24 protein-coding genes are annotated in these 17,995 nt (G+C 36.7%); 8 read left to right on the top strand and 16 right to left on the bottom strand.

What is annotated here, in order from left to right; genetic code table 11:
- Positions 1-7: 7 nt before the first annotated feature.
- Positions 8-1,558, bottom strand: a complete 1,551-nt coding sequence (locus tag ACIFOT_RS07090) for an ATP-binding protein (protein WP_430063447.1) — start codon at positions 1,556-1,558, stop codon at positions 8-10.
- Between the two features lie 192 nt (positions 1,559-1,750).
- Here ACIFOT_RS07090 and ACIFOT_RS07085 point away from each other — a divergent pair, with 192 nt between their 5' ends.
- Together ACIFOT_RS07085 and ACIFOT_RS07080 are read left to right on the top strand one after the other, a co-directional pair.
- Entirely contained in the window at positions 1,751-2,428 is a 678-nt protein-coding gene (locus tag ACIFOT_RS07085) for an SOS response-associated peptidase (RefSeq protein WP_430063445.1), read from the top strand.
- A gap of 180 nt (positions 2,429-2,608) precedes the next feature.
- Complete coding sequence (locus ACIFOT_RS07080) at positions 2,609-3,226, top strand: RraA family protein (protein WP_430063443.1); 618 nt, start codon at positions 2,609-2,611, stop codon at positions 3,224-3,226.
- 40 nt (positions 3,227-3,266) lie between these two features.
- On the opposite strand, the gene ACIFOT_RS07075 is transcribed toward ACIFOT_RS07080, so the two are convergent.
- Together ACIFOT_RS07075 and ACIFOT_RS07070 are read right to left on the bottom strand one after the other, a co-directional pair.
- Positions 3,267-3,761, bottom strand: a complete 495-nt coding sequence (locus ACIFOT_RS07075; RefSeq protein WP_430063441.1) for a GNAT family N-acetyltransferase — start codon at positions 3,759-3,761, stop codon at positions 3,267-3,269.
- Between the two features lie 135 nt (positions 3,762-3,896).
- Positions 3,897-4,262: a c-type cytochrome gene (locus ACIFOT_RS07070; protein ID WP_430063439.1), complete on the bottom strand. Its 366-nt coding sequence runs from the start codon at positions 4,260-4,262 to the stop codon at positions 3,897-3,899.
- Positions 4,263-4,515: 253 nt separating this feature from the next.
- Between ACIFOT_RS07070 and ACIFOT_RS07065 the strand changes: the two genes are divergently transcribed.
- The 3 genes from ACIFOT_RS07065 (at position 4,516) to ACIFOT_RS07055 (ending at position 6,238) form a co-directional block, all read left to right on the top strand.
- Positions 4,516-4,713 (top strand): hypothetical protein, encoded by a 198-nt coding sequence (locus tag ACIFOT_RS07065; protein WP_430063438.1) that lies wholly within the window; start codon positions 4,516-4,518, stop codon positions 4,711-4,713.
- Between the two features lie 99 nt (positions 4,714-4,812).
- A complete protein-coding gene (locus tag ACIFOT_RS07060; protein WP_430063587.1) occupies positions 4,813-5,208 on the top strand; it encodes a hypothetical protein in 396 nt (131 codons plus the stop codon).
- A gap of 139 nt (positions 5,209-5,347) precedes the next feature.
- Positions 5,348-6,238, top strand: a complete 891-nt coding sequence (locus ACIFOT_RS07055) for an alpha/beta hydrolase (RefSeq protein WP_430063436.1) — start codon at positions 5,348-5,350, stop codon at positions 6,236-6,238.
- Positions 6,239-6,528: 290 nt separating this feature from the next.
- On the opposite strand, the gene ACIFOT_RS07050 is transcribed toward ACIFOT_RS07055, so the two are convergent.
- From ACIFOT_RS07050 to ACIFOT_RS07030, 5 genes are all read right to left on the bottom strand, one after another.
- Positions 6,529-6,852 carry a hypothetical protein gene (locus tag ACIFOT_RS07050; RefSeq protein WP_430063434.1) on the bottom strand — a complete coding sequence of 108 codons (324 nt, stop codon included), beginning with the start codon at positions 6,850-6,852 and terminating at the stop codon, positions 6,529-6,531.
- Between the two features lie 96 nt (positions 6,853-6,948).
- Complete coding sequence (locus ACIFOT_RS07045; RefSeq protein ID WP_430063432.1) at positions 6,949-7,599, bottom strand: hypothetical protein; 651 nt, start codon at positions 7,597-7,599, stop codon at positions 6,949-6,951.
- A 1-nt stretch (position 7,600) separates the two neighbouring features.
- Positions 7,601-7,807 (bottom strand): hypothetical protein, encoded by a 207-nt coding sequence (locus tag ACIFOT_RS07040; protein WP_430063430.1) that lies wholly within the window; start codon positions 7,805-7,807, stop codon positions 7,601-7,603.
- 122 nt (positions 7,808-7,929) lie between these two features.
- The gene (locus tag ACIFOT_RS07035; RefSeq protein WP_430063428.1) at positions 7,930-8,178 is read right to left on the bottom strand and encodes a helix-turn-helix domain-containing protein; all 249 of its coding nucleotides are present in this window, start codon (positions 8,176-8,178) and stop codon (positions 7,930-7,932) included.
- Positions 8,178-8,429: a hypothetical protein gene (locus tag ACIFOT_RS07030; protein WP_430063426.1), complete on the bottom strand. Its 252-nt coding sequence runs from the start codon at positions 8,427-8,429 to the stop codon at positions 8,178-8,180. Before ACIFOT_RS07030 ends, ACIFOT_RS07035 begins: the two co-directional genes overlap by 1 nt.
- Before the next feature lie 39 nt (positions 8,430-8,468).
- Between ACIFOT_RS07030 and ACIFOT_RS07025 the strand changes: the two genes are divergently transcribed.
- Entirely contained in the window at positions 8,469-8,960 is a 492-nt protein-coding gene (locus ACIFOT_RS07025) for a major tail protein (protein WP_430063586.1), read from the top strand.
- 110 nt (positions 8,961-9,070) lie between these two features.
- Positions 9,071-9,259 (top strand): hypothetical protein, encoded by a 189-nt coding sequence (locus tag ACIFOT_RS07020; protein ID WP_251571937.1) that lies wholly within the window; start codon positions 9,071-9,073, stop codon positions 9,257-9,259.
- A gap of 318 nt (positions 9,260-9,577) precedes the next feature.
- Here the strand turns inward: ACIFOT_RS07020 and ACIFOT_RS07015 are convergent, their stop codons facing one another.
- Complete coding sequence (locus ACIFOT_RS07015) at positions 9,578-9,775, bottom strand: hypothetical protein (RefSeq protein WP_430063424.1); 198 nt, start codon at positions 9,773-9,775, stop codon at positions 9,578-9,580.
- Between the two features lie 286 nt (positions 9,776-10,061).
- Here ACIFOT_RS07015 and ACIFOT_RS07010 point away from each other — a divergent pair, with 286 nt between their 5' ends.
- Positions 10,062-10,643: a hypothetical protein gene (locus ACIFOT_RS07010; protein ID WP_430063422.1), complete on the top strand. Its 582-nt coding sequence runs from the start codon at positions 10,062-10,064 to the stop codon at positions 10,641-10,643.
- 574 nt (positions 10,644-11,217) lie between these two features.
- On the opposite strand, the gene ACIFOT_RS07005 is transcribed toward ACIFOT_RS07010, so the two are convergent.
- The 7 genes from ACIFOT_RS07005 to ACIFOT_RS06975 all read right to left on the bottom strand — a co-directional run bounded on the left by ACIFOT_RS07005 (position 11,218) and on the right by ACIFOT_RS06975 (position 17,903).
- Positions 11,218-11,523, bottom strand: a complete 306-nt coding sequence (locus ACIFOT_RS07005; RefSeq protein WP_430063420.1) for a hypothetical protein — start codon at positions 11,521-11,523, stop codon at positions 11,218-11,220.
- Positions 11,524-11,680: 157 nt separating this feature from the next.
- Positions 11,681-12,595 carry a tyrosine-type recombinase/integrase gene (locus ACIFOT_RS07000; protein ID WP_430063418.1) on the bottom strand — a complete coding sequence of 305 codons (915 nt, stop codon included), beginning with the start codon at positions 12,593-12,595 and terminating at the stop codon, positions 11,681-11,683.
- A 167-nt stretch (positions 12,596-12,762) separates the two neighbouring features.
- Positions 12,763-13,482: a YebC/PmpR family DNA-binding transcriptional regulator gene (locus tag ACIFOT_RS06995; protein ID WP_430063416.1), complete on the bottom strand. Its 720-nt coding sequence runs from the start codon at positions 13,480-13,482 to the stop codon at positions 12,763-12,765.
- Positions 13,483-13,828: 346 nt separating this feature from the next.
- A complete protein-coding gene (locus ACIFOT_RS06990; protein WP_430063414.1) occupies positions 13,829-14,026 on the bottom strand; it encodes a CLC_0170 family protein in 198 nt (65 codons plus the stop codon).
- Between the two features lie 23 nt (positions 14,027-14,049).
- Entirely contained in the window at positions 14,050-15,264 is a 1,215-nt protein-coding gene (locus ACIFOT_RS06985) for a Ger(x)C family spore germination protein (RefSeq protein WP_430063412.1), read from the bottom strand.
- On the bottom strand, positions 15,245-16,354 hold the full coding sequence (locus ACIFOT_RS06980) for a GerAB/ArcD/ProY family transporter (RefSeq protein ID WP_430063410.1): 1,110 nt from the start codon (positions 16,352-16,354) through the stop codon (positions 15,245-15,247). The genes ACIFOT_RS06985 and ACIFOT_RS06980 overlap by 20 nt, the downstream gene beginning before the upstream one ends.
- Positions 16,302-17,903 (bottom strand): spore germination protein, encoded by a 1,602-nt coding sequence (locus ACIFOT_RS06975; protein ID WP_430063584.1) that lies wholly within the window; start codon positions 17,901-17,903, stop codon positions 16,302-16,304. The genes ACIFOT_RS06980 and ACIFOT_RS06975 overlap by 53 nt, the downstream gene beginning before the upstream one ends.
- Positions 17,904-17,995: the final 92 nt, after the last annotated feature.

Here is a 17,995-nt window from a genome sequence, read left to right as displayed (position 1 = left end):
TTTTCATTCAGGAATTGTTTACAGCTAAATAATCTTTCAAAGCGAATTGTAGTGTCCCTTTGAAATCCGCTACCTGGTCCATATTTATACCCAAATGAATCAATGTCTTGACTATTTCGCCACGTAAACCCGTTAAAACCGTTTTACACCCCATCATGGCTATGCCATTAATAAGATTCATTAACGAACGAGCAACTTCTGACTCCATCTGAGCAACACCCGAGAAGTCGATGATGAGTGTTTGTATATGTGAATTTCCTATCTCTGAAATGGCTTTGTCTTCAATTGTTGAAACACGGTGGCTATCAATTTGTCCAATTAGCGGTAAAATGCAAATATTGGAAGAGATTGGGATGATTGGAACAGAGAGATTTTCTACCAATTTTCTTTGCGATTCTAGCAGTTCATCTTTATATTTTGTATAACTGATGAAAAAATTGTTTAGAAACTGATCGATCATTTGATTTATATTTTTTTCAAGTGTGAAGAATTCCTCTAAATCCGAAATGGAATTCGTGCCTGCTTTGTAATTATAAAGAAAATCCCATAATGTTCTTCGTATGGCTTGAACCCACTCAAGTTTAAAGGCAATAGTTAAAGAATACCTTGCCCATGCAACACCTTCCTGTTTGGCAAAGGAGATTAATTCGTGCTCTCGTCCTTCTACAACAAACATGGCTAGTTTATGTGCATTATTTAAAAGATTGATATTACCCATTGTATGTATTTCTTCAATTTTATCTCTCACATTAATAGCTTCATTTAATAGACATTTTTCAAATTTTGCTCGATTAGCGACAAAAAAATCCTTTAACGTAATACTTCCTTCCATATCAAGCTCCAACCTTTTCACACCTCTTTTTTGTAAGTTATATTGTTTGGGCAATCGAATTGTAAAGGTTGTCCCTTTTTTTTCCGCGCTGTCTATATTGATTTTACCTCCATGCTGATAGACAACGGAAAACACTTGAGTTAATCCCATACCTGTTCCGTGATCCTTTGTGGTATAAAAAGGAGTACCAAGTAAATGCAATTTATCAGTTGGGATTCCAACTCCGGTATCTTTAATACTGACTATGAGTTCATCATGAGCTGCAAAATGGCTAATTGTTAACTTTCCCTTCCCCTCAATTGATTCAATGGCATTTTTTATCAAATTGAAGAAAGCTTTTTTAAATTGATTTTTCTTCCCATAAATTGTCCTGTCCGTGTCTTTAAATTGAGTGACAACCTGAATATGGTATAATTTGTCTTGAAATAAATTAAGGATGGACTCAAGCTCTACTGCAAGGTGAAAGGATTGCTTTTCTTCTTCCTCCTGATCCGGCTTAGAAACTTGTAGAAGATTATTTAAAGTTGTTAAAGCATTATCCAATTCTGTTTGTGCAATATTGATATAATCTGGTTTGTTCTCATGTTCAAGGAGTTGTAAAAAACCCTTCACTGCCGTTAACGGATTTCGAACTTCATGGGCAATACCAGCAGCAATTTGTCCTACAGATGCTAGTTGGCTCAAATGATTCTTACTATCTACCTGCTCTTGATATGTTTCCTTCACAATCACAATACCCTTTCTTGTATTACAAATTTTCTAACGCGGTTAAAATAAATTGAATTATTTAGTATTTCTAAGTACTTTTACCAAAATTTTCAGAAAATTAATAGGTTAAATTTTCCTAGTTCTTTTAAATTTTGAAAAAAGCATCATTATTTAGGTAAAATAATGGTAATTAGTTATGGGGGAATGAGTATGTGCGGCCGGTTCACATTAACTGCAAGTGTCGAGGAAATTATTGAAAGGTTTATGATTGATTCTTTTTTAGAAGAAGAATTATTTTCGCCCAGCTATAATATCGCCCCCTCCCAGTCCGTCTTGGCGGTCATTAATGATGGAAAATCAAATCGAATGGGATTTTTAAGATGGGGATTAATCCCGCCATGGGCAAAAGATTTGTCCATTGGTAATAAAATGATCAATGCTCGAGCTGAAACCTTGGCTGAAAAGCCGAGTTTCCGAAATGCATTTAAGAAGAAACGCTGTTTAATCATCGCCGATAGCTTTTATGAATGGAAGCGACATGAAGATAAAACGAAGACCCCGATGCGGATTAAACTTAAAGCTGAGGAATTGTTCGCGATGGCAGGCCTTTGGGAGCAATGGAAATCACCAGAGGGTAAAGCCGTGTTCTCTTGCTCGGTTATTACAACCACTCCTAATGAATTAATGGAGGATATTCATGATCGGATGCCCGTGATTTTAAAGCCCGATGATGAAAATACCTGGCTCAACCCCACTATTTCCGATCCAACCTTTTTAAATCAATACCTAGTGCCGTTTGATCAAAATCTTATGGAGGCTTATGAGGTTTCTTCACAAGTTAATTCTCCAAAAAATAACAGCATCGACCTCATTCAAAAAATTTGTTAAAAAATTTTTTGAAAATGGACATGTTCACTACATGCACGTCCATGCTTGTTCATATGATGTATTACCCATAAAAGTTTTCCTTCTTTGGAAAGTGGTTACGCCACTTTCTTTTTTTATTTTCCTCCCAATTAAAATCCCTTATAATGGATAAGGAATTGGAAAATGGAGAGGAGAATTTGGATGGATCAGAACGTCGATAAATTTCGGAATATTCCTACAACTTGCATTTCAGACGCAATGGATGGATTAAATAACCTCCACCCTTCGATTAAACCGCTTAAGGAAGAATATAAAATAGCTGGACGAGCCTTCACGGTTAAAATTCCTGTTGGTGACAACCTTGCTGTCCTAAAGGCAATTCGGGAAGCAAAGCCTGGCGATATTCTGGTTGTTGATTCAAAAGGTGATCAATATCGGGCGATTGCTGGAGATTTTGTCGCCGGAATGGCACAAACTCTTGGTATTGGCGGAATCGTTGTTGACGGTGTGATACGCGACATCGTTGAGATCAAACAACTGGACTTTCCAGTCTTCTCTAAAGGAACAGCCGTCGCAGCAAGTGGAAAAGCAGGCGTGGGTGAAATAAATGTTCCGATATCATGCGGTGGGACTGCAGTCAATCCAGGCGATATTCTCGTTGGCGATGCCGACGGAGTCGTGGTCATCCCTCAAAAAATCGAACAGGAAGTATTAACAAAATCTCTTGATAAATTGAAAAAGGATCAAGCTAGAGAAGCTGGTATTTCTGGTAACCCGGAAGCGATTATCAAATACTTGGATGAGATGTTATCAATATAATGCAAAAAACCCATTTCCTCTATGGAAAAGGGGTTTTTTATTAAAATTTCATGTGCAAAATGTACATCGGCCCCTGCCGGCCCATAGCACGTATTCCTTCATCAACAAAGCCGCATTTTTTATAAACATGCTGTGCAATAGTATTGATTTGGTTTACAGCAAGGATAATTTCATTTTTCCCTGGAAAATGCTCTTTCACGAATGCCGGCAACAATTCCAATGACTTCTGAGCAATTCCTTTACCTTGGAAGGATGAATCCACTGAATAAGCTCTCAATAGAAGAGCCTGCTTATTATTAGAATAATCCTTCGCCCCATTCCAGCCATGAAGGACGAAAAAACCTGCAATCTTATCTTCATAAAGAATCAATATGGGAATACGCTCTTGATCATTTTCACATGCGCGAATGGCATCTATCGGTTGTGCAGTGAATCTAGACTGTTCCTCACTCAAATAATACTCTTCAAACAAGTGCAAATACTTTGGTTGATAAAATTCTAAACGAGTTATACACTTCGAAATGGATTGTTCCATCCGCTATTTCCCCCTTAAAAAACATATCTTTCCATTTGATAGTATATCAAATGGAAAGATAGATAGTTGTGATTTTGTATAATAAATCAAAATAGTCCGAAACTTGTCCGGACTACTACACAAATTAAGTATAGATTATTTTTGATCCCATAGGTAACCAACAACAGCATCATACTCTTCTTTAGATAATGAAGCAGGTGCTGATTTTGGCATATTCTTTGAAATGAAAGCTTGTAAATCCTCTTTCGTTTTAAAATCAGTATGGATTCTGTTTGCATCCAGTACTTTTTGACCACCTGAAATATCGCCTGAACTATGGCAGGTTATACAGCTTTTTTGAAATACTTCATCCCCTGCTAAAGCAGTCGCCGGTGTACTCTCTTCCTGTTTTGCCGGTTCTTTCGCTGGTTCCTTCGCGTTATCGCTATCATCTTTGCCGCAAGCGCTCAAGACACCAATCAAAAGAATGAAAAAAATGGCAAATCCAAAAATCTTTTTCAAGCCGCCACCTCTATTCTTATAGATTCTTAAAATTGCCAAGACAGTAGTAAATGTTGTGTCTTTTCACTTTTATTAGAATAAACGGCAATTCCTAAATCCATATTATTGTAATAGCTGTACAATTATTCCTATGTGTTTAGTAAAAAATGGACATAAATCTTGATAACAACACTAGGATGAAATACCTATATATTCCTTTAAATTGGGGATGTTAATACATGAAACCTAAACCAATGAAAATGGAGATGAAAAAATGAGCGACAGCAAACAAGCTCACGAAGAAGAGCTTCTAGAGGCTGCAAACCAAATTAATAGTTTGCATACTTACAGCCTGGCAGCTAAAGATGATTCTTTAAACACTACCGACCACATCACTGCAAATACCCTTGCAGAACCCGCAAAAGCAGCAAATGATTCGGCGGAAGATATTGTGGAAACGAAAAACCAATAATGTAAATGTAAAAATAAATCCTTTCCTCCCAAAAAATGTCATATCCTCCAGATCTGAACATAAAATAGAATATACGTTCGTAGGGAGGCGAGGATTTTGGTGAAACAATCCTTGATTACAGGTGAGATGTTAGTCAGGTATTACGAACTCAATAAACAGAAAAAAGAAATCGAGTTGGAAATGAATGAATTAAAAGACGCTTTTCAAAGTTATTTTAATCATTTAGTTGGCGTTGACCATAAAGGCGAAATCACCATCAGCGGCTATAAGCTGCAAAGGCAAATTCGTAAAACGGAAAAATATCATGAAGTGGAAACAATTAAAAGATTAGAAGATTTAAAGATGAATGACCTTATCCAAGTAATGAAAAAACCAGATGATGTTAAAATTAAAGCCGCTCTAAATCTAGGATTTTTAAAAGCGGATCAGTTGGATGGCTGTATTATTACCACCACTACTCCAGCCATTTCCGTAAAACCATTATCACCGAGATAGGCTTCATATAAAAAAGAAGAATCTACATCGATTGTAGGTTCTTTTTTCATTGTTGTTAAATAATGGAGGATTTTCACGAATGATGAAGAAATACATATATGTAAACACTTACATTCCATTTGAAAGGGGCAATTAGGAAATGGCAAGTCAAGAAAGTTTGTTAGTTCGGCAATATTTAAAGTCATTTTCATCCAACCAATCGGCAGAATTTAATCTTGAAGCAGCACGAAAAGGATTGGAGACTTTATCTGGTTTAACTCCGGTTGCATCGGATATTAACGTAGAAAAAACAGAAATTGAAGGAATTCCGGCTGAATGGGTAGTGGCTCCAAATGCTATTGAAGAACGTGTATTCCTCTACCTTCATGGCGGCGCCTACATAATGGGGAGCTGTAATACACATCGTTATTTAGCTTCTAAGCTTTCTAGGTCTACTGCTGCTCGTGTTTTAGTCCCTGAATATCGACTTGCACCAGAAAATCCTTTCCCTGCAGCGGTTGAGGATGCGGTTAAAGTGTATCGCTCGTTGCTTTCATCAGGTATTTCTCCTGAACAAATTGTCATTGGCGGAGATTCAGCTGGCGGCGGTCTAACTTTATCAACGCTGTTAACGTTAAAGGCTGAGGGCGATCAATTACCTGCCCTAGCTGTACTTTTATCTCCATGGACTGATTTAGAAGGAACTGGAGAATCAATGGAAACTCGTGCGGCTGCTGACCCATGGCTATCGCCTGATTCTACTCGTGTTGTTCCAGCTTTATATATTGGTGATTTGGATCGTCGTCATCCGATTGTTTCACCAATCTATGCTGATTTATCAGGTCTGCCGCAATTGCTGGTCCATGTCGGCAATGATGAAATCCTTTTAAGCGATTCAGCCCGCCTTGTTGACCGTGCCCGTGCTGCGGGAGTCGAAGTCAGCTTTAAAGTTTGGGATGAAATGTGGCATGTCTTTCAAACCTTCCAAATTCCTGAAGGCCAGCAATCAATCGATGAAATCGGCGAATTTGTCGTTAATCAATTAGGTTAAAAATAAATGGAACGCTTGGATTCATTCCGGAGCGTTCTATTTTTTTATTCGTATAAGTTGTAGGTTAAGTAATGGATCTTAAATTGGATTTCCTGTAAAATTCCAGAAAATGTCGTAAATTTTAAAAAATAAGTATTAATTGCGGGAAAATAGGTCGTAAGTTGCTAAAAATAGGTCAAATGTTTTGTAGTTCGAAATGATTCCATAAAAATTAGCAGTTTCTTCAACTGACTCAAATTTAAGCTTTTCATCACCTTTAACAGCTAGTACTGGGCGTTTGTTGCTCGTATTTATACCATTAACAATTTTGGCACATGATTTACAATAAGAATTTCTTGATTGGTAACATAATTATAATAAGTTTTTTCAATGGTGCCATCACAATTAATATTACAGCAGTTGGTAATGATTTTAGATTGGACACCTTTAAATAAACTCATTGAAACAATATCAAAACCGCAAATTTCCTTATTTTTTAAAACTTCTTCAGGTTTAAATCGTTTAGCTTTTATCAGCAAATCATTTTCTTTAGCATATCGAACATTGGGTATGTGAAGCGTTATGGATTTTTTATCATCAGCTAATGTCTTAACAATTGGAGGTATTCGTTCCATTTTGACAGCTCCTGTCCGTTATTAAATCCGAATACCATTATACCAAAATTCAAAAAAAATAACGTCAGTGAACGAGCACTGACGTTTAGTTATGTATTAATTTTGTTGCTGTTTTCTTTCTTTATTTCTTTCTTTATCATTAATGAATTCATTCAAGAACATTCCTTGAAAAGCTTGTGTTTTCTCTGAGTAATACAAGTAGTTCAAAAAAATCAATACCACCATACCAGCTATAATCGTTCCATACGTAAACCTATCTTCAAAAGTCATTTCTAATTTCTTAAAGACATACAAAGATACAATAAACGACCAAAATAAGCTCACGCCTAGAACACCTAAACTGTGGGTTGTAGATAACAAATGTCTATACCGTTCAGCTATATAATCCCTTTTTGTTTGTTCTAATAAACTTAGTTCACTTTGCCATAAGTATTCCAAATGATAATATTCTTCATCTACATCATTAGGAAACTTCCTTTGATAGCCTTCAATATGCTTAGTTATGTATTTCACTCCTTTTGTTTTGGACATAACCCAAAACAGTCCAAAATATAACTGGTGAAATATATACCCTACAGGAACACCAATACTCGCAACTGCTACAACAAAGCTTAATAATTTAATTGGGTCAGATGAAAATACTTTGATAAAACTACTATGATAAGTACCGTATAGAAACAAAATGCTCAATAGGAACACCCAGCCAGGAATACCCCAGCGAATTAAATATTTAGTATCGAATTTCATATCACACTCTGATTCTACCTTTCAGATAAACTGTATTTTCATGCTGGGAACATTCGATCAATTCAATTTTTCCTTCGCTTTCCAGCTCCTTAGCCAATGATTCAATTTGCCATTCATATACTTTATCGGTTTGGGCAAATTCAATTGAAAAATGATTACCTTCACCAGCATTTTGAAGCTTATGTAATAACATATTCTTATCCATCATAACACCTCCTTCCAAAAATTCACTAAAGCTGTCATATGGAATAATAATGGGATTATGTAGATTTAGCAACGATAATTTAAAAATTTTCCCAAAAAAATAAACGCTCCAATATGGAACGTTCTTTAATAATCAAATGGTCTGTATTTCTTTCGTAGCTCAACCAATTCTTTTTTCTTTTCGATTAAATCATCTTTTAGGAACAGTGTAATAGCTCCTGATTTTTTCACTGGATTTAACTTCCCCTGGTTGACCAATTGATTTAATCGGCCTCGTGACACTTCCAAAAGCTCCATAGCTTCAGGAGTTGTTAATATCTCCGTTTCAACAAATTTCCTTTTATCGAATGGCTGCAAAATGTAGAAGTCGTTCATTAAAAATCGTTTTCCCCATGAATGGCATCATAAACAGCCACTTTCATATCTGTCATTAGTTGTTGAGTAATTATAGGAAGTAAGTCATGGGCTTTCTCCGTTTCGATTACATGTAACACATAATAAGTATCATTCATTAATCCAGTATCGAACATTAAACTCAAATGTTCACCAACCAACCAAGCTTCATTAGGGTTTTTAAGCATGTCCATTGCAATCTTAATGCCTATTCGTGTCTTATAATCCGCCAATCCAATCACGCTCCTTAATGAGATTGAGCTTATTTTAACCTGTGCATAATTTGCCGTCCAGCAAAATATTCCAAAATTATGAAAACATTTTCCGACAAACAAAAAACGCCAAGAGCACAATTCTACGCAGATAATGCTATTGATTATAGCGATTACGTATTTAATGGTGGCGAGGGAACTTTAACAGTTTCTGGTTTAACAATGAGCGAATACAATACTTTATTCGGCTCAACAGTTAATGCTGGTGGCGTACTTGTGAAAAGTACCGATGTAGCACCTGAAGTAGCTATCTTATTTGAGCGGAAGAAACTCGGGAGCTCGTACATAGTTCTTTATACTCTATACGCTTGTAAATTCGCTCCTCCAGCAATCGGTGCTAAGACTATGGAAGGTGGCGTTGAGGAAGAAAACGTTGAATTAAAATTCACTGTTCGTGAACTTGCTGACGGGGGAATCTTTTATATGCTTGATTCTGAATCAGCACCACAAGCTCAAATTGATGGTTGGTACACAGCGGTTACTAAACCATAAAAAAGCTTTAATAATTACGGAGTTCCATAATTGGAGCTCCGTCTTTTTTTATTTATAAAACCAGTATTCCATTACATATTATGGACACACTACCAGTTGAGGTGAAATAAATGAGCAGATTTAAAGTTGTGTTTGAGAATTCAATCCAAAGTGGTGGGTTTTCATTGGAACAATATTTGATAACATTACATCAAGAAAAAGATATGTTGGATTCATTTGATGGTCATCCAGAATATGAATCAGATATGAAGTTGTTCGAAGAGGAAATTGAGAAGGTTAATCGATTGTTGGAGAGCTGATTGCTCTCTTTTTTATTTATATAATAAGTATTTTATCATATTAAAGTCTGCATGGCTCAACGGTTTGCTACCTTACTTTTCGGTGAGTAGCGTATATATACAATGGCTTATTACAAAAGCTTATTGATATATTTAGCGAGAGATACGCTAATGTCCGCTCAACTTCGGTTGGGCGGTCTATTTTTTTTGTTTTCGTTGGGATCTGCCAAAGGCAGATTCCCAACTATATATAATTTACATATCAAATTTATATACGGATATATACGAATGATATATTTTTTATATAAAGCCATAAGGATATATCAAATTTATATACGGTTACTTCTGTTGCTCCATCCATTCCTTTTGCCATTGTTTTATTCCTTCAGCCCGTAGCTTTGCGTGTTTTTCGGCAATTTCAGCTCGTTTATCATCTTCGGGATTGGACGGGAACGCACCTTGAAAAACCAATGCGAACATTAAAAAATATAACAATACGGTAATTATTCCTACAGCTATTGTTTTGAGTATCTTCAATGATGCTCACTCCCAAAATATAGTAGTTTTATAGCTTGTATAGTATAATATGGGTGCCTGTTAAAAGTGGCGAAGAGGAGCAAGCCGAACGTGTCTTTGCCAAGTGACACCAGTAACCTTGAATCCTGCCTCTTCATCGAGGTGAACGTCCCAATGTTGGAATTTAAAATTCGCATAACAGTGAAGATTCCCATTGCAGCCATAGAAATTCTTTGGGCGATAACATTACCGCTCCTCATAGCAATCAAATGGTACGTATTCAATTTTATCTAGGAGGAAATTACAAATGACAACAGAACCCAAAGCTAAAAAGGAACGTAAAAAAGCCACCAAAAAACAAAAAGCTATCGGGTGCCTAGCTTGGGCAGTAGCTATACCGCTAATGATTGTAGCTTGCAATTCAGGCGGTTCTGACGAAAAACCGAAGGACACTCCAACAGCTAAAGTTGAGGCAAAAGCTGAACAAGCTAAACCGCATGTGGGCGAAGATGACAAAGTGGATTGGAAATCTCATGTAATGAAAATCTACTTGAATGAAAGCTTACATGGTGGCAAAAGTGGACAAATCGACCAAATAATGATATATGCGAAAGATTTTGATTTGTCGGACAGCGTAATCAAAAGCTTCGAAACTGAAATTGTCAAGAACTATCAATCAAAAAAATACTTGACAAATGATGCAGCAGCATTAGAACATTTGTTCATGGCTACCGTTGTCGAAAAGCATTATGATGATAAGCTTCAAAAACCTATTGACAAATTCGCATTTGATTATCTTCAAAACATCAAAGATTCATACCGTGGCATTAATGATTCAATTGCAGCTAATGAAGCTCAAATGAACAAAAGCTTATCGGAAATTAAATAATTGAATATTAATATTCAAAAATTACTGATTCAACCAATCAAAAAACGGTAATTCACCACTGCTGCTTAAATTAACTGTTCCATTTTTCATATCTACTTTATGTGCCATGTTTTTGATTGAAGCGTAGGCATAACTTTTTATTTTTGCTTCAGGTACTGTTATGTATCTTTCATTCTGGATGGTTTCATTAACGAACGTTTCTATTAACGTACGCCATGACTGTTTGCTCTATCTATTCGGTGCAAATTCGGTGTAATAGGAATTACAGGCATCTATTAAGGCAATTTTAAATTTATTTGGGTTTAAAAAGTTGTCAATGCATTGTAAATTAACAAATGTTTCTTTATCTTTATTTTGTTTTTTAGTGTTGGTTTTTTCTTTTTTATTTAATAGTTGTCGATTTTCAACAATTGATTTTGAACAATTCATTTTCAACTGTTCAAAATCGACAATTGAAGAGTAGTCAATAAGGGAATCCTCACTTTTGAGTTGCTGATTTTCAACAATTGAAAGCAAATGCCCGAAGCTTTCGGATATAGCGGTTATTTTAGATCCGCCTTGTTTACTTCGTCAATCACGTTAAAACGTGGCTATCGTCAAAAGCTACGTCACTGACGTTGTAATAATACAAAGTCTTTTTACCATCTCGATATTGGATAGTTACCCAATACCTTTTGGATTCTAATTCTTTTATTGCATAGGTTATAGGTCCTCGTCCGAATTTGCTGTAAAGTTGCATCTTGCTGATTGTCCAGCTTTCTGGCAATGACATTAAATGTGATATTAAACCGATTGAACGAATATCCTCAAGGTTTTGTAATGCTCCATTATGAATTTGAGCGTAATCAGAAGTTTTCCTTCTTTTAATAATTCCATTCATTATGCAATTTCCCCTTTTTACTTCATCAGCAAAATTTGCTACAATGAAGTCAGTTTTATTTTTGTGAAATGCCTTCTCTGGTCGCCAAACTCTGGGAAGGCATTTCTTTTTGTTTGTAAACTTTTAAATATTAACATGAGCTTATTTTTTTCTAAATCTATTTCAAATTCATTAACGGGGATGATTTAATGCTCAATTCTACTATTTTGTCATCTTCCAGTGATTGTAAATAACGTTTTGTAATTGAAATATCTTCATGCCCTAATAACCTCGATAAGCTATACACATCACAACCATTCTGAAGCATCATTTGTGCGTATGTGTGACGTATGGAATGTGGAGATATGCGAATAGCTCTGGTAATGCCAGCACGTTCCCCAGCGATTTTTACGATACGTTCTACAGCTTCAACTGTTAATGGTTTGCCACGGTATGATAAAAATAGATTGTCATGGTGTCGGAAATCATCCTTCATATATTGCTCACGGATTCTATCAAACTTGATTAAATATTTTTTTAATGCTGGAGAAATAGCTAAATAACGCTCCTTCTTCCCTTTCCCAAGAATTTTTATGGTAGTTTCCCCTACATTGCTTTTCATCAAATGGCACAATTCCAAATTCCTCAATCCTGTATCAGCGAATACCATAATAATGAGCTTGTTTCTTGCCTCAATGTAAGTGGTCATTTTGTAAGCATTGATAAGAGCTTTAATTTCATCTGTTGTAAATGCCTTAATAACAGGTGTTTCTTCATTGAGCCATTTGACACCACCACACGGATTATGTTTGGGTAATATATACCCTTCATCAATCGCATAATCGAAAAAGCTGCGTATTCTCTTGTAAATGCTGTTGATGTATGTTTCCTTCCTACCCTTCTTGAGCAATTGCATACCGTATTGTTTAATGTGTAGCGTTTTTACTTCATCGAGCTCAGTTACTTCAAATTCGCTTTCAAGAAAAGCTATAAATCGTTTTCCATTATCTTTATATCTCCTGATTGTTCTTGGTGTGTAGCCTTTGACTTGAATGTGAAACATATATTCGTTATCCAAATCGGTTAATAGCATGAAAAAAACGCCTCCCCATGAGTAATTTTTCAATTCACCCATGAAAAAGCGTTTATCTTAATTGATTATGGCTTTGGTTGTATCGTTTATCTTAATCGAAGATGTTTTTAGCTATGATTTAGGATAATAGTTTCGCTGAAAGCTTGATATATCAGCGTTTTTAAAGCTTATTCGCCTAAATCAACATTATGGTACACTTGCTGCACATCATCTAAATCTTCCAAAGCATCGATCATTTTTTCAAACTTTGCTTGTGCGTCCTCTGGAAGGGTAACATCGTTCTGTGCCATCATAGTCAATTCTGCAACCGTAAATTCTGTTATTCCCGCACTTCTGAATGCTTCTTGAACGGCATGGAACTGCTCAGGCTCTGCATAAACAATAACTTGATCTTCCTCTTCGATAATGTCGCGCACATCTAAATCAGCTTCCATTAATAGCTCAAGTACTTCTTCTTCTGTTTTGCCTTCAACCCCAATAACAGCAGTTGCATCAAACATATACGCTACAGAACCGCTGACTCCCATGTTTCCGCCATTTTTACCAAATGCCGCACGAACATCAGAAGCAGTACGATTTACGTTATTTGTCAATGCATCGACGATCACCATGGAACCGCTTGGTCCAAAGCCTTCGTAACGAAGTTCGGTATAGCTTTCCTCTGAACCGCCTTTTGCCTTATCAATCGCACGATCAATAATATGTCTCGGTACATTGTAAGTTTTTGCCCGTTCAAGGACAAATCGTAACGATTGATTTGATTCTGGATTTGGTTCACCTTGTTTTGCTGCTACATAAATTTCAACACCAAACTTCGCATAAATACGACTCGTATTTGCATCCTTTGACGCTTTCTTTTCCTTAATATTGTTCCATTTACGACCCATTTTGAACACTCTCTTTCTTCTTAATTCACTGCCTATTCTATTGCCTATAAATTAATAATTTATACATGCTCTACTTGCACAGATAATATTATACCGTAAATGGGCCATTTGTTAAGTGTTTAATATTTAAGTTCTGTTAAACTTTGTTGTTGACTTGCGCTCTAGGCGCGAGCGGGTCGCGGGCGTACCAGTGAGCCTCTTCGGCGCTTTAGCGCCTGCGGGGTCTCCCTGCCCCGTACTCCCGCAGGAGTCTTCGCGCCTTCCGCTCCAATCAACAGTGTTAAAAATCAACAATGGGCTTTAACTAAGCAAATGTTTAAAAAAATGAAGGGTTTTCTTCACAAATCTATAGAAAAATATTGTAAATCCAATTGACACTCATTAAGGCAAACCCAAGTGAGATGTTAACCCAGCCTAAGAACTTTGATACTTTTTGTTCTTTTTCTAGATTTGCATTTTTATATGCTTTTACATCCGTCAGCAGAATGAAAGCTCCAGCTATGTAAAATAAAACGACCACATACCCCAAGTAACCGATATTCAAATATTCGACCTTCTTCCTGTCATCTATTTGGCTTTCATACCAACCCGATGTATATTTGTTTCAACATGAACATCAAAAGTTAAATCTTTATAAATCCTATCCCAATTTTTTTTTGTTTTAATTTTTCCATTCCAATAACTCGGTAGTTTCGCTCGAAAATGTTCTCCAAAACCAAAAATATCTGATTTGGTTTTCTGTGTTTTTTTAATTAAATCTCTGATAGATTTTGCGGTGTCTTTTGATGCCTGCTTATCTATATCTTTAATCATTTTAGATTTTGATAATGAAATGTTTGGACTATACTTTTCATCAATTTCGCTCTCATATCGAACCTTAATATCAACATGGGGTCTACCGTCCTTTACTCTAACCTTAATTTTGGTATTTCTAGATATTGCCCTTACCAATACCATTTCTTCCTTTCCTGGAATTTTTGTAAAAGCTCCATAACCGCCTTTTTTTATTCCAATGATAGACATATAAACTCCTATCTCCGAAGGGTTTGCCTTGCCGACCATGCGATCGCCATGAAAATATGCGAAGCCGTTTAATTGAATATTTGATCCTTTTTTGAGTGCTAAGTAAGGCAGGATTGGATCCTGACCTTTACTTGATAGAATGGTCCAAAATAGTCCAATGAAACTTGGGGGGAATTTTCCAAGAGCTGTAAGATTATCAACCATGTCAGCCAAATAGAGTGATGGAACACGTTCAAGTTCTGGAGACAATTTCATATATTTGGCTGCTGGCTCTTTAGAAACCACTAGTGAAGCCGTTCTACGTATTTCTGGATTTCGCCTAAGGAAATCATTAAACCGCTCTGTGCCTCTTTTCGCAACCATTTCATTTAAAACGATTATCCTTAAGTGTCCAAGAAATAATTTATCCGCTAATTCTTGCTGAAGATTTAGAATGGCATCATCTAATGTATGACCAACCACTTCCATGATTAATACAGGCTTTTCAGCACCTCCTGTTTGCTCTGGACCTAATGGTATTCGACCAGGAACTGCAATTTGTGCAGTTAATTTAATCATTTTTTCTTTCGGTATTGGAAATTGATTTTTTAAATGGGAAATTTCATCTTCTTTTGGCGCATTCGAATCAACAACGTCAATTCCTATCGCCAATACAGTCGCGCGCTGCTCAATTTCTTGACTGTCCCAGCACCCTGATAGTAAAGGGAAAAGGAAGAAAAAAGGAAGTACCAGCCGAAGCTTACAATTGTTGTGAAACACTTTTTTTCCGCCTCCAGCTCTTTATGAAGTCAATCAATAATAAAAAGACAGGATAAAAAATAGTGATCAATAAGCCTGCTCTGCCTACGTATTGGATAACCTCATACATTTGTAATATGTCTTTGGGAAGCATGGCCAATATAAAAACAAAGGGGAGAATAAAGTAACTCAGCATTTTATGGTCCTTGAGATGACATAATTCCTTGATCGAATGAATGGTAAAGTAATAACTCGAAAATAGTGTCGTGAAAACGGCAGTTACCCAAACCGCTAGAAAAATTACATCCAGCCTCTGCAAAATATTGCCTGGCACTGTGGTTGTTCTGGCCAACTCCAATGTAGGCCAGAAAATTTGTTTGATCTCTTGAGGACCAAACACAGCAACTGTCGCAATGACCAATAAGAGGTATAAACCACCAGAAATAAATATGCCCCAAAAGCTTGCCTTCAAGGCTTTATTAGGCGTTTTCATCGAAGGAATAATCATCGTGATGATGAAGGAACCTTGAAAAAGCGCAGAGATTGTTAACATGCCCGTAAACATATTATAAAAATTTGTGCCAATTAGAGGACGTAAATATAAGATATTGGCATTCTTTAATGACAAAACAACAACAATAATTGCAGGTGCCAATATCATTGGTACATAAAAATTGTGAATGTAGGAAAACACGTTAATGTTGTTTCTACAACTTAAACAGGCTAGCAAAAGCATGACAATGACGGTAACCTCCAATGGTGTTTCTCTTAAGACAGCAGAAACCACAACTGCCCCAAATTCACGCGAAGCCAGTCCAGTTAAAACTAAAAAAAAGAAAATAACAAATAAACTGCAGAATCTCCCCATCCATTTACCTATTATATCCTGGCTATATGTAATGATGGTTTTTTCAGGATGACGCATTCCCAGCAGTGTAAGAATAAATAAACCAATAGCTGCCAGAATTATTCCAATTAATGTAACAAGTGGAGCACCTGTATCACCGGCTCGCACTGCAAATAAGGGCAACGGAAGTACACCCACCCCAATAATGGTACTAATTATGATTGTCGATGTTTGAAGTGTTGTGATTTCTTTCGGATCCCCCATTATTCAAACCCTCCCGTTGATCATTGCCAATCTTACTGTGTTTTAAGACTGTATTATTATTTTTTTTAAGTCTATTCCGATTATCAGGGTGGAGAAAATTCGGTCTTTTTGGCATCCACCATAAAGGACTCCGAAAGACTACATCTTTTACGCCTTGATAATCCTCTGGGGAAACAGGAGCCATATATGGTACACCAAAGGATTTTAATGACACCATATGGTTAAAGATAAAGATTATTCCAATCACCACTCCGTATAAACCGAACATTCCAGCCATAATCATAATTGGAAACCTGAGCATTCTTAAGGCAAATGCGGCTGAATATGCTGGAGTCGCAAACGAACCAATGGTAGTTATGGCAATGACTACTACGGTAATTGGGCTCGATAACCCCGCTTCAACCGCCGCCTGTCCAATAACCAGCACCCCTACGATTGATAGGGCACCACCTACTTGTTTAGGGAGCCGGACAGTAGCCTCCCTTAATACCTCCATCGCAACTTCGATAATCAAAACTTCAAAAACAGCAGGATACGGGACTCCTGCTCTTCCTCCAGCGACAGCAACCGCAAATTCTGTTGGCAGCAATTCAGGATTAAACGAGATGAAAGATACATAGAGGGATGGGAAGATTAAAGAAAACACGAGAGCTAATATCCTGGCCATCCTGACAAAGCTGCCCATCAAAAACCTCGAAGAGTAATCCTCAGTTGTTTGGTAAAATTGATTAAATACAACTGGGACCATCAAGGCAAAAGGGGAACCATCAACAAGAATAGCCACTCGCCCCTCTATTAAATTTGCCACTGTCCTATCCGGCCTTTCCGTGCTTTGCGTCTGAGGAAAGGGTGAAAAAGGATTATCTTCGATAAATTGTTCTAAATAGCCAACATCCATAATGGCGTCAATATCAATTTCAGATAATCTTTTTTCTACTTCCTGAATGACTGTCTCGTTAGCAATTCCTTTTAAATAACAATAGGCTACTGTTGATTTTGTCAGCCTGCCAATCTTCATTGTTTTCACTTGGAAATCTGCCGTTGGAAGTCGGTATCGCAGTAATGCAATATTTGTAGCAATACTTTCGATAAATCCCTCCCGAGGGCCTAAAATAACTTGTTCTGTTTCCGGTTGGGCGATGGAACGCTTTTCAATGCTTCTCGTACCAATATGAAGAGCTTCTGCTACTCCATCAATGCAAATCACGGTTTCACCGCGCAGAAGTACCTCAATTAACTTTTCAATATTCGCTTCAATTCTTGCTTGACAATGATATAACGCTTCATTAAGAATCAAATCAATTAATTGTAGGAGCGGCTTCTCTCTGCCTATCAAATGTTCAGGAACATACATTAACGGTTTTAAAATATCTATATTGATGATTTCGATATTAACTAGATTGGGGAAATAGAAAAGTGCTGCATTGTATTGTCCGAAAATTTTGAAATACTTTATATCAAGGTCATCATTTTCACCCAAAATTTCTTTTATTAATTCCTCTGTTTCTTTTAACGAACTTGTGGTTGTGGTGTTACTGTGCTCCTCCATTACTTTACTTGGAACCAAAGGTTTTGCTTTTATTGTGTTTAATTTTCTTTTCTTAGTATTTCGAAATAAAGACACACCACCACCACCCTTTT

The sequence above is a fragment of the Neobacillus sp. NRS-1170 genome (genome assembly GCF_050468025.1).
Note: the sequence above shows the minus strand (reverse complement) of the source record. Positions and strands in the feature narration are given on the sequence as shown.

Coding starts and splice junctions, on each gene's coding strand:
- ACIFOT_RS07005 (WP_430063420.1), bottom strand. CDS start 11,523: ATGAATGGAATTATTAAAAGAAGGAAAACTTCTGATTACGCTCAAATT.
- ACIFOT_RS07055 (WP_430063436.1), top strand. CDS start 5,348: ATGGCAAGTCAAGAAAGTTTGTTAGTTCGGCAATATTTAAAGTCATTT.
- ACIFOT_RS07000 (WP_430063418.1), bottom strand. CDS start 12,595: ATGCTATTAACCGATTTGGATAACGAATATATGTTTCACATTCAAGTC.
- ACIFOT_RS07085 (WP_430063445.1), top strand. CDS start 1,751: ATGTGCGGCCGGTTCACATTAACTGCAAGTGTCGAGGAAATTATTGAA.
- ACIFOT_RS07010 (WP_430063422.1), top strand. CDS start 10,062: ATGACAACAGAACCCAAAGCTAAAAAGGAACGTAAAAAAGCCACCAAA.
- ACIFOT_RS07050 (WP_430063434.1), bottom strand. CDS start 6,852: ATGGAACGAATACCTCCAATTGTTAAGACATTAGCTGATGATAAAAAA.
- ACIFOT_RS07035 (WP_430063428.1), bottom strand. CDS start 8,178: ATGAACGACTTCTACATTTTGCAGCCATTCGATAAAAGGAAATTTGTT.
- ACIFOT_RS07080 (WP_430063443.1), top strand. CDS start 2,609: ATGGATCAGAACGTCGATAAATTTCGGAATATTCCTACAACTTGCATT.
- ACIFOT_RS07040 (WP_430063430.1), bottom strand. CDS start 7,807: ATGATGGATAAGAATATGTTATTACATAAGCTTCAAAATGCTGGTGAA.
- ACIFOT_RS06980 (WP_430063410.1), bottom strand. CDS start 16,354: ATGGGGGATCCGAAAGAAATCACAACACTTCAAACATCGACAATCATA.
- ACIFOT_RS07045 (WP_430063432.1), bottom strand. CDS start 7,599: ATGAAATTCGATACTAAATATTTAATTCGCTGGGGTATTCCTGGCTGG.
- ACIFOT_RS06975 (WP_430063584.1), bottom strand. CDS start 17,903: ATGGAGGAGCACAGTAACACCACAACCACAAGTTCGTTAAAAGAAACA.
- ACIFOT_RS07065 (WP_430063438.1), top strand. CDS start 4,516: ATGAGCGACAGCAAACAAGCTCACGAAGAAGAGCTTCTAGAGGCTGCA.
- ACIFOT_RS07020 (WP_251571937.1), top strand. CDS start 9,071: ATGAGCAGATTTAAAGTTGTGTTTGAGAATTCAATCCAAAGTGGTGGG.
- ACIFOT_RS07075 (WP_430063441.1), bottom strand. CDS start 3,761: ATGGAACAATCCATTTCGAAGTGTATAACTCGTTTAGAATTTTATCAA.
- ACIFOT_RS06995 (WP_430063416.1), bottom strand. CDS start 13,482: ATGGGTCGTAAATGGAACAATATTAAGGAAAAGAAAGCGTCAAAGGAT.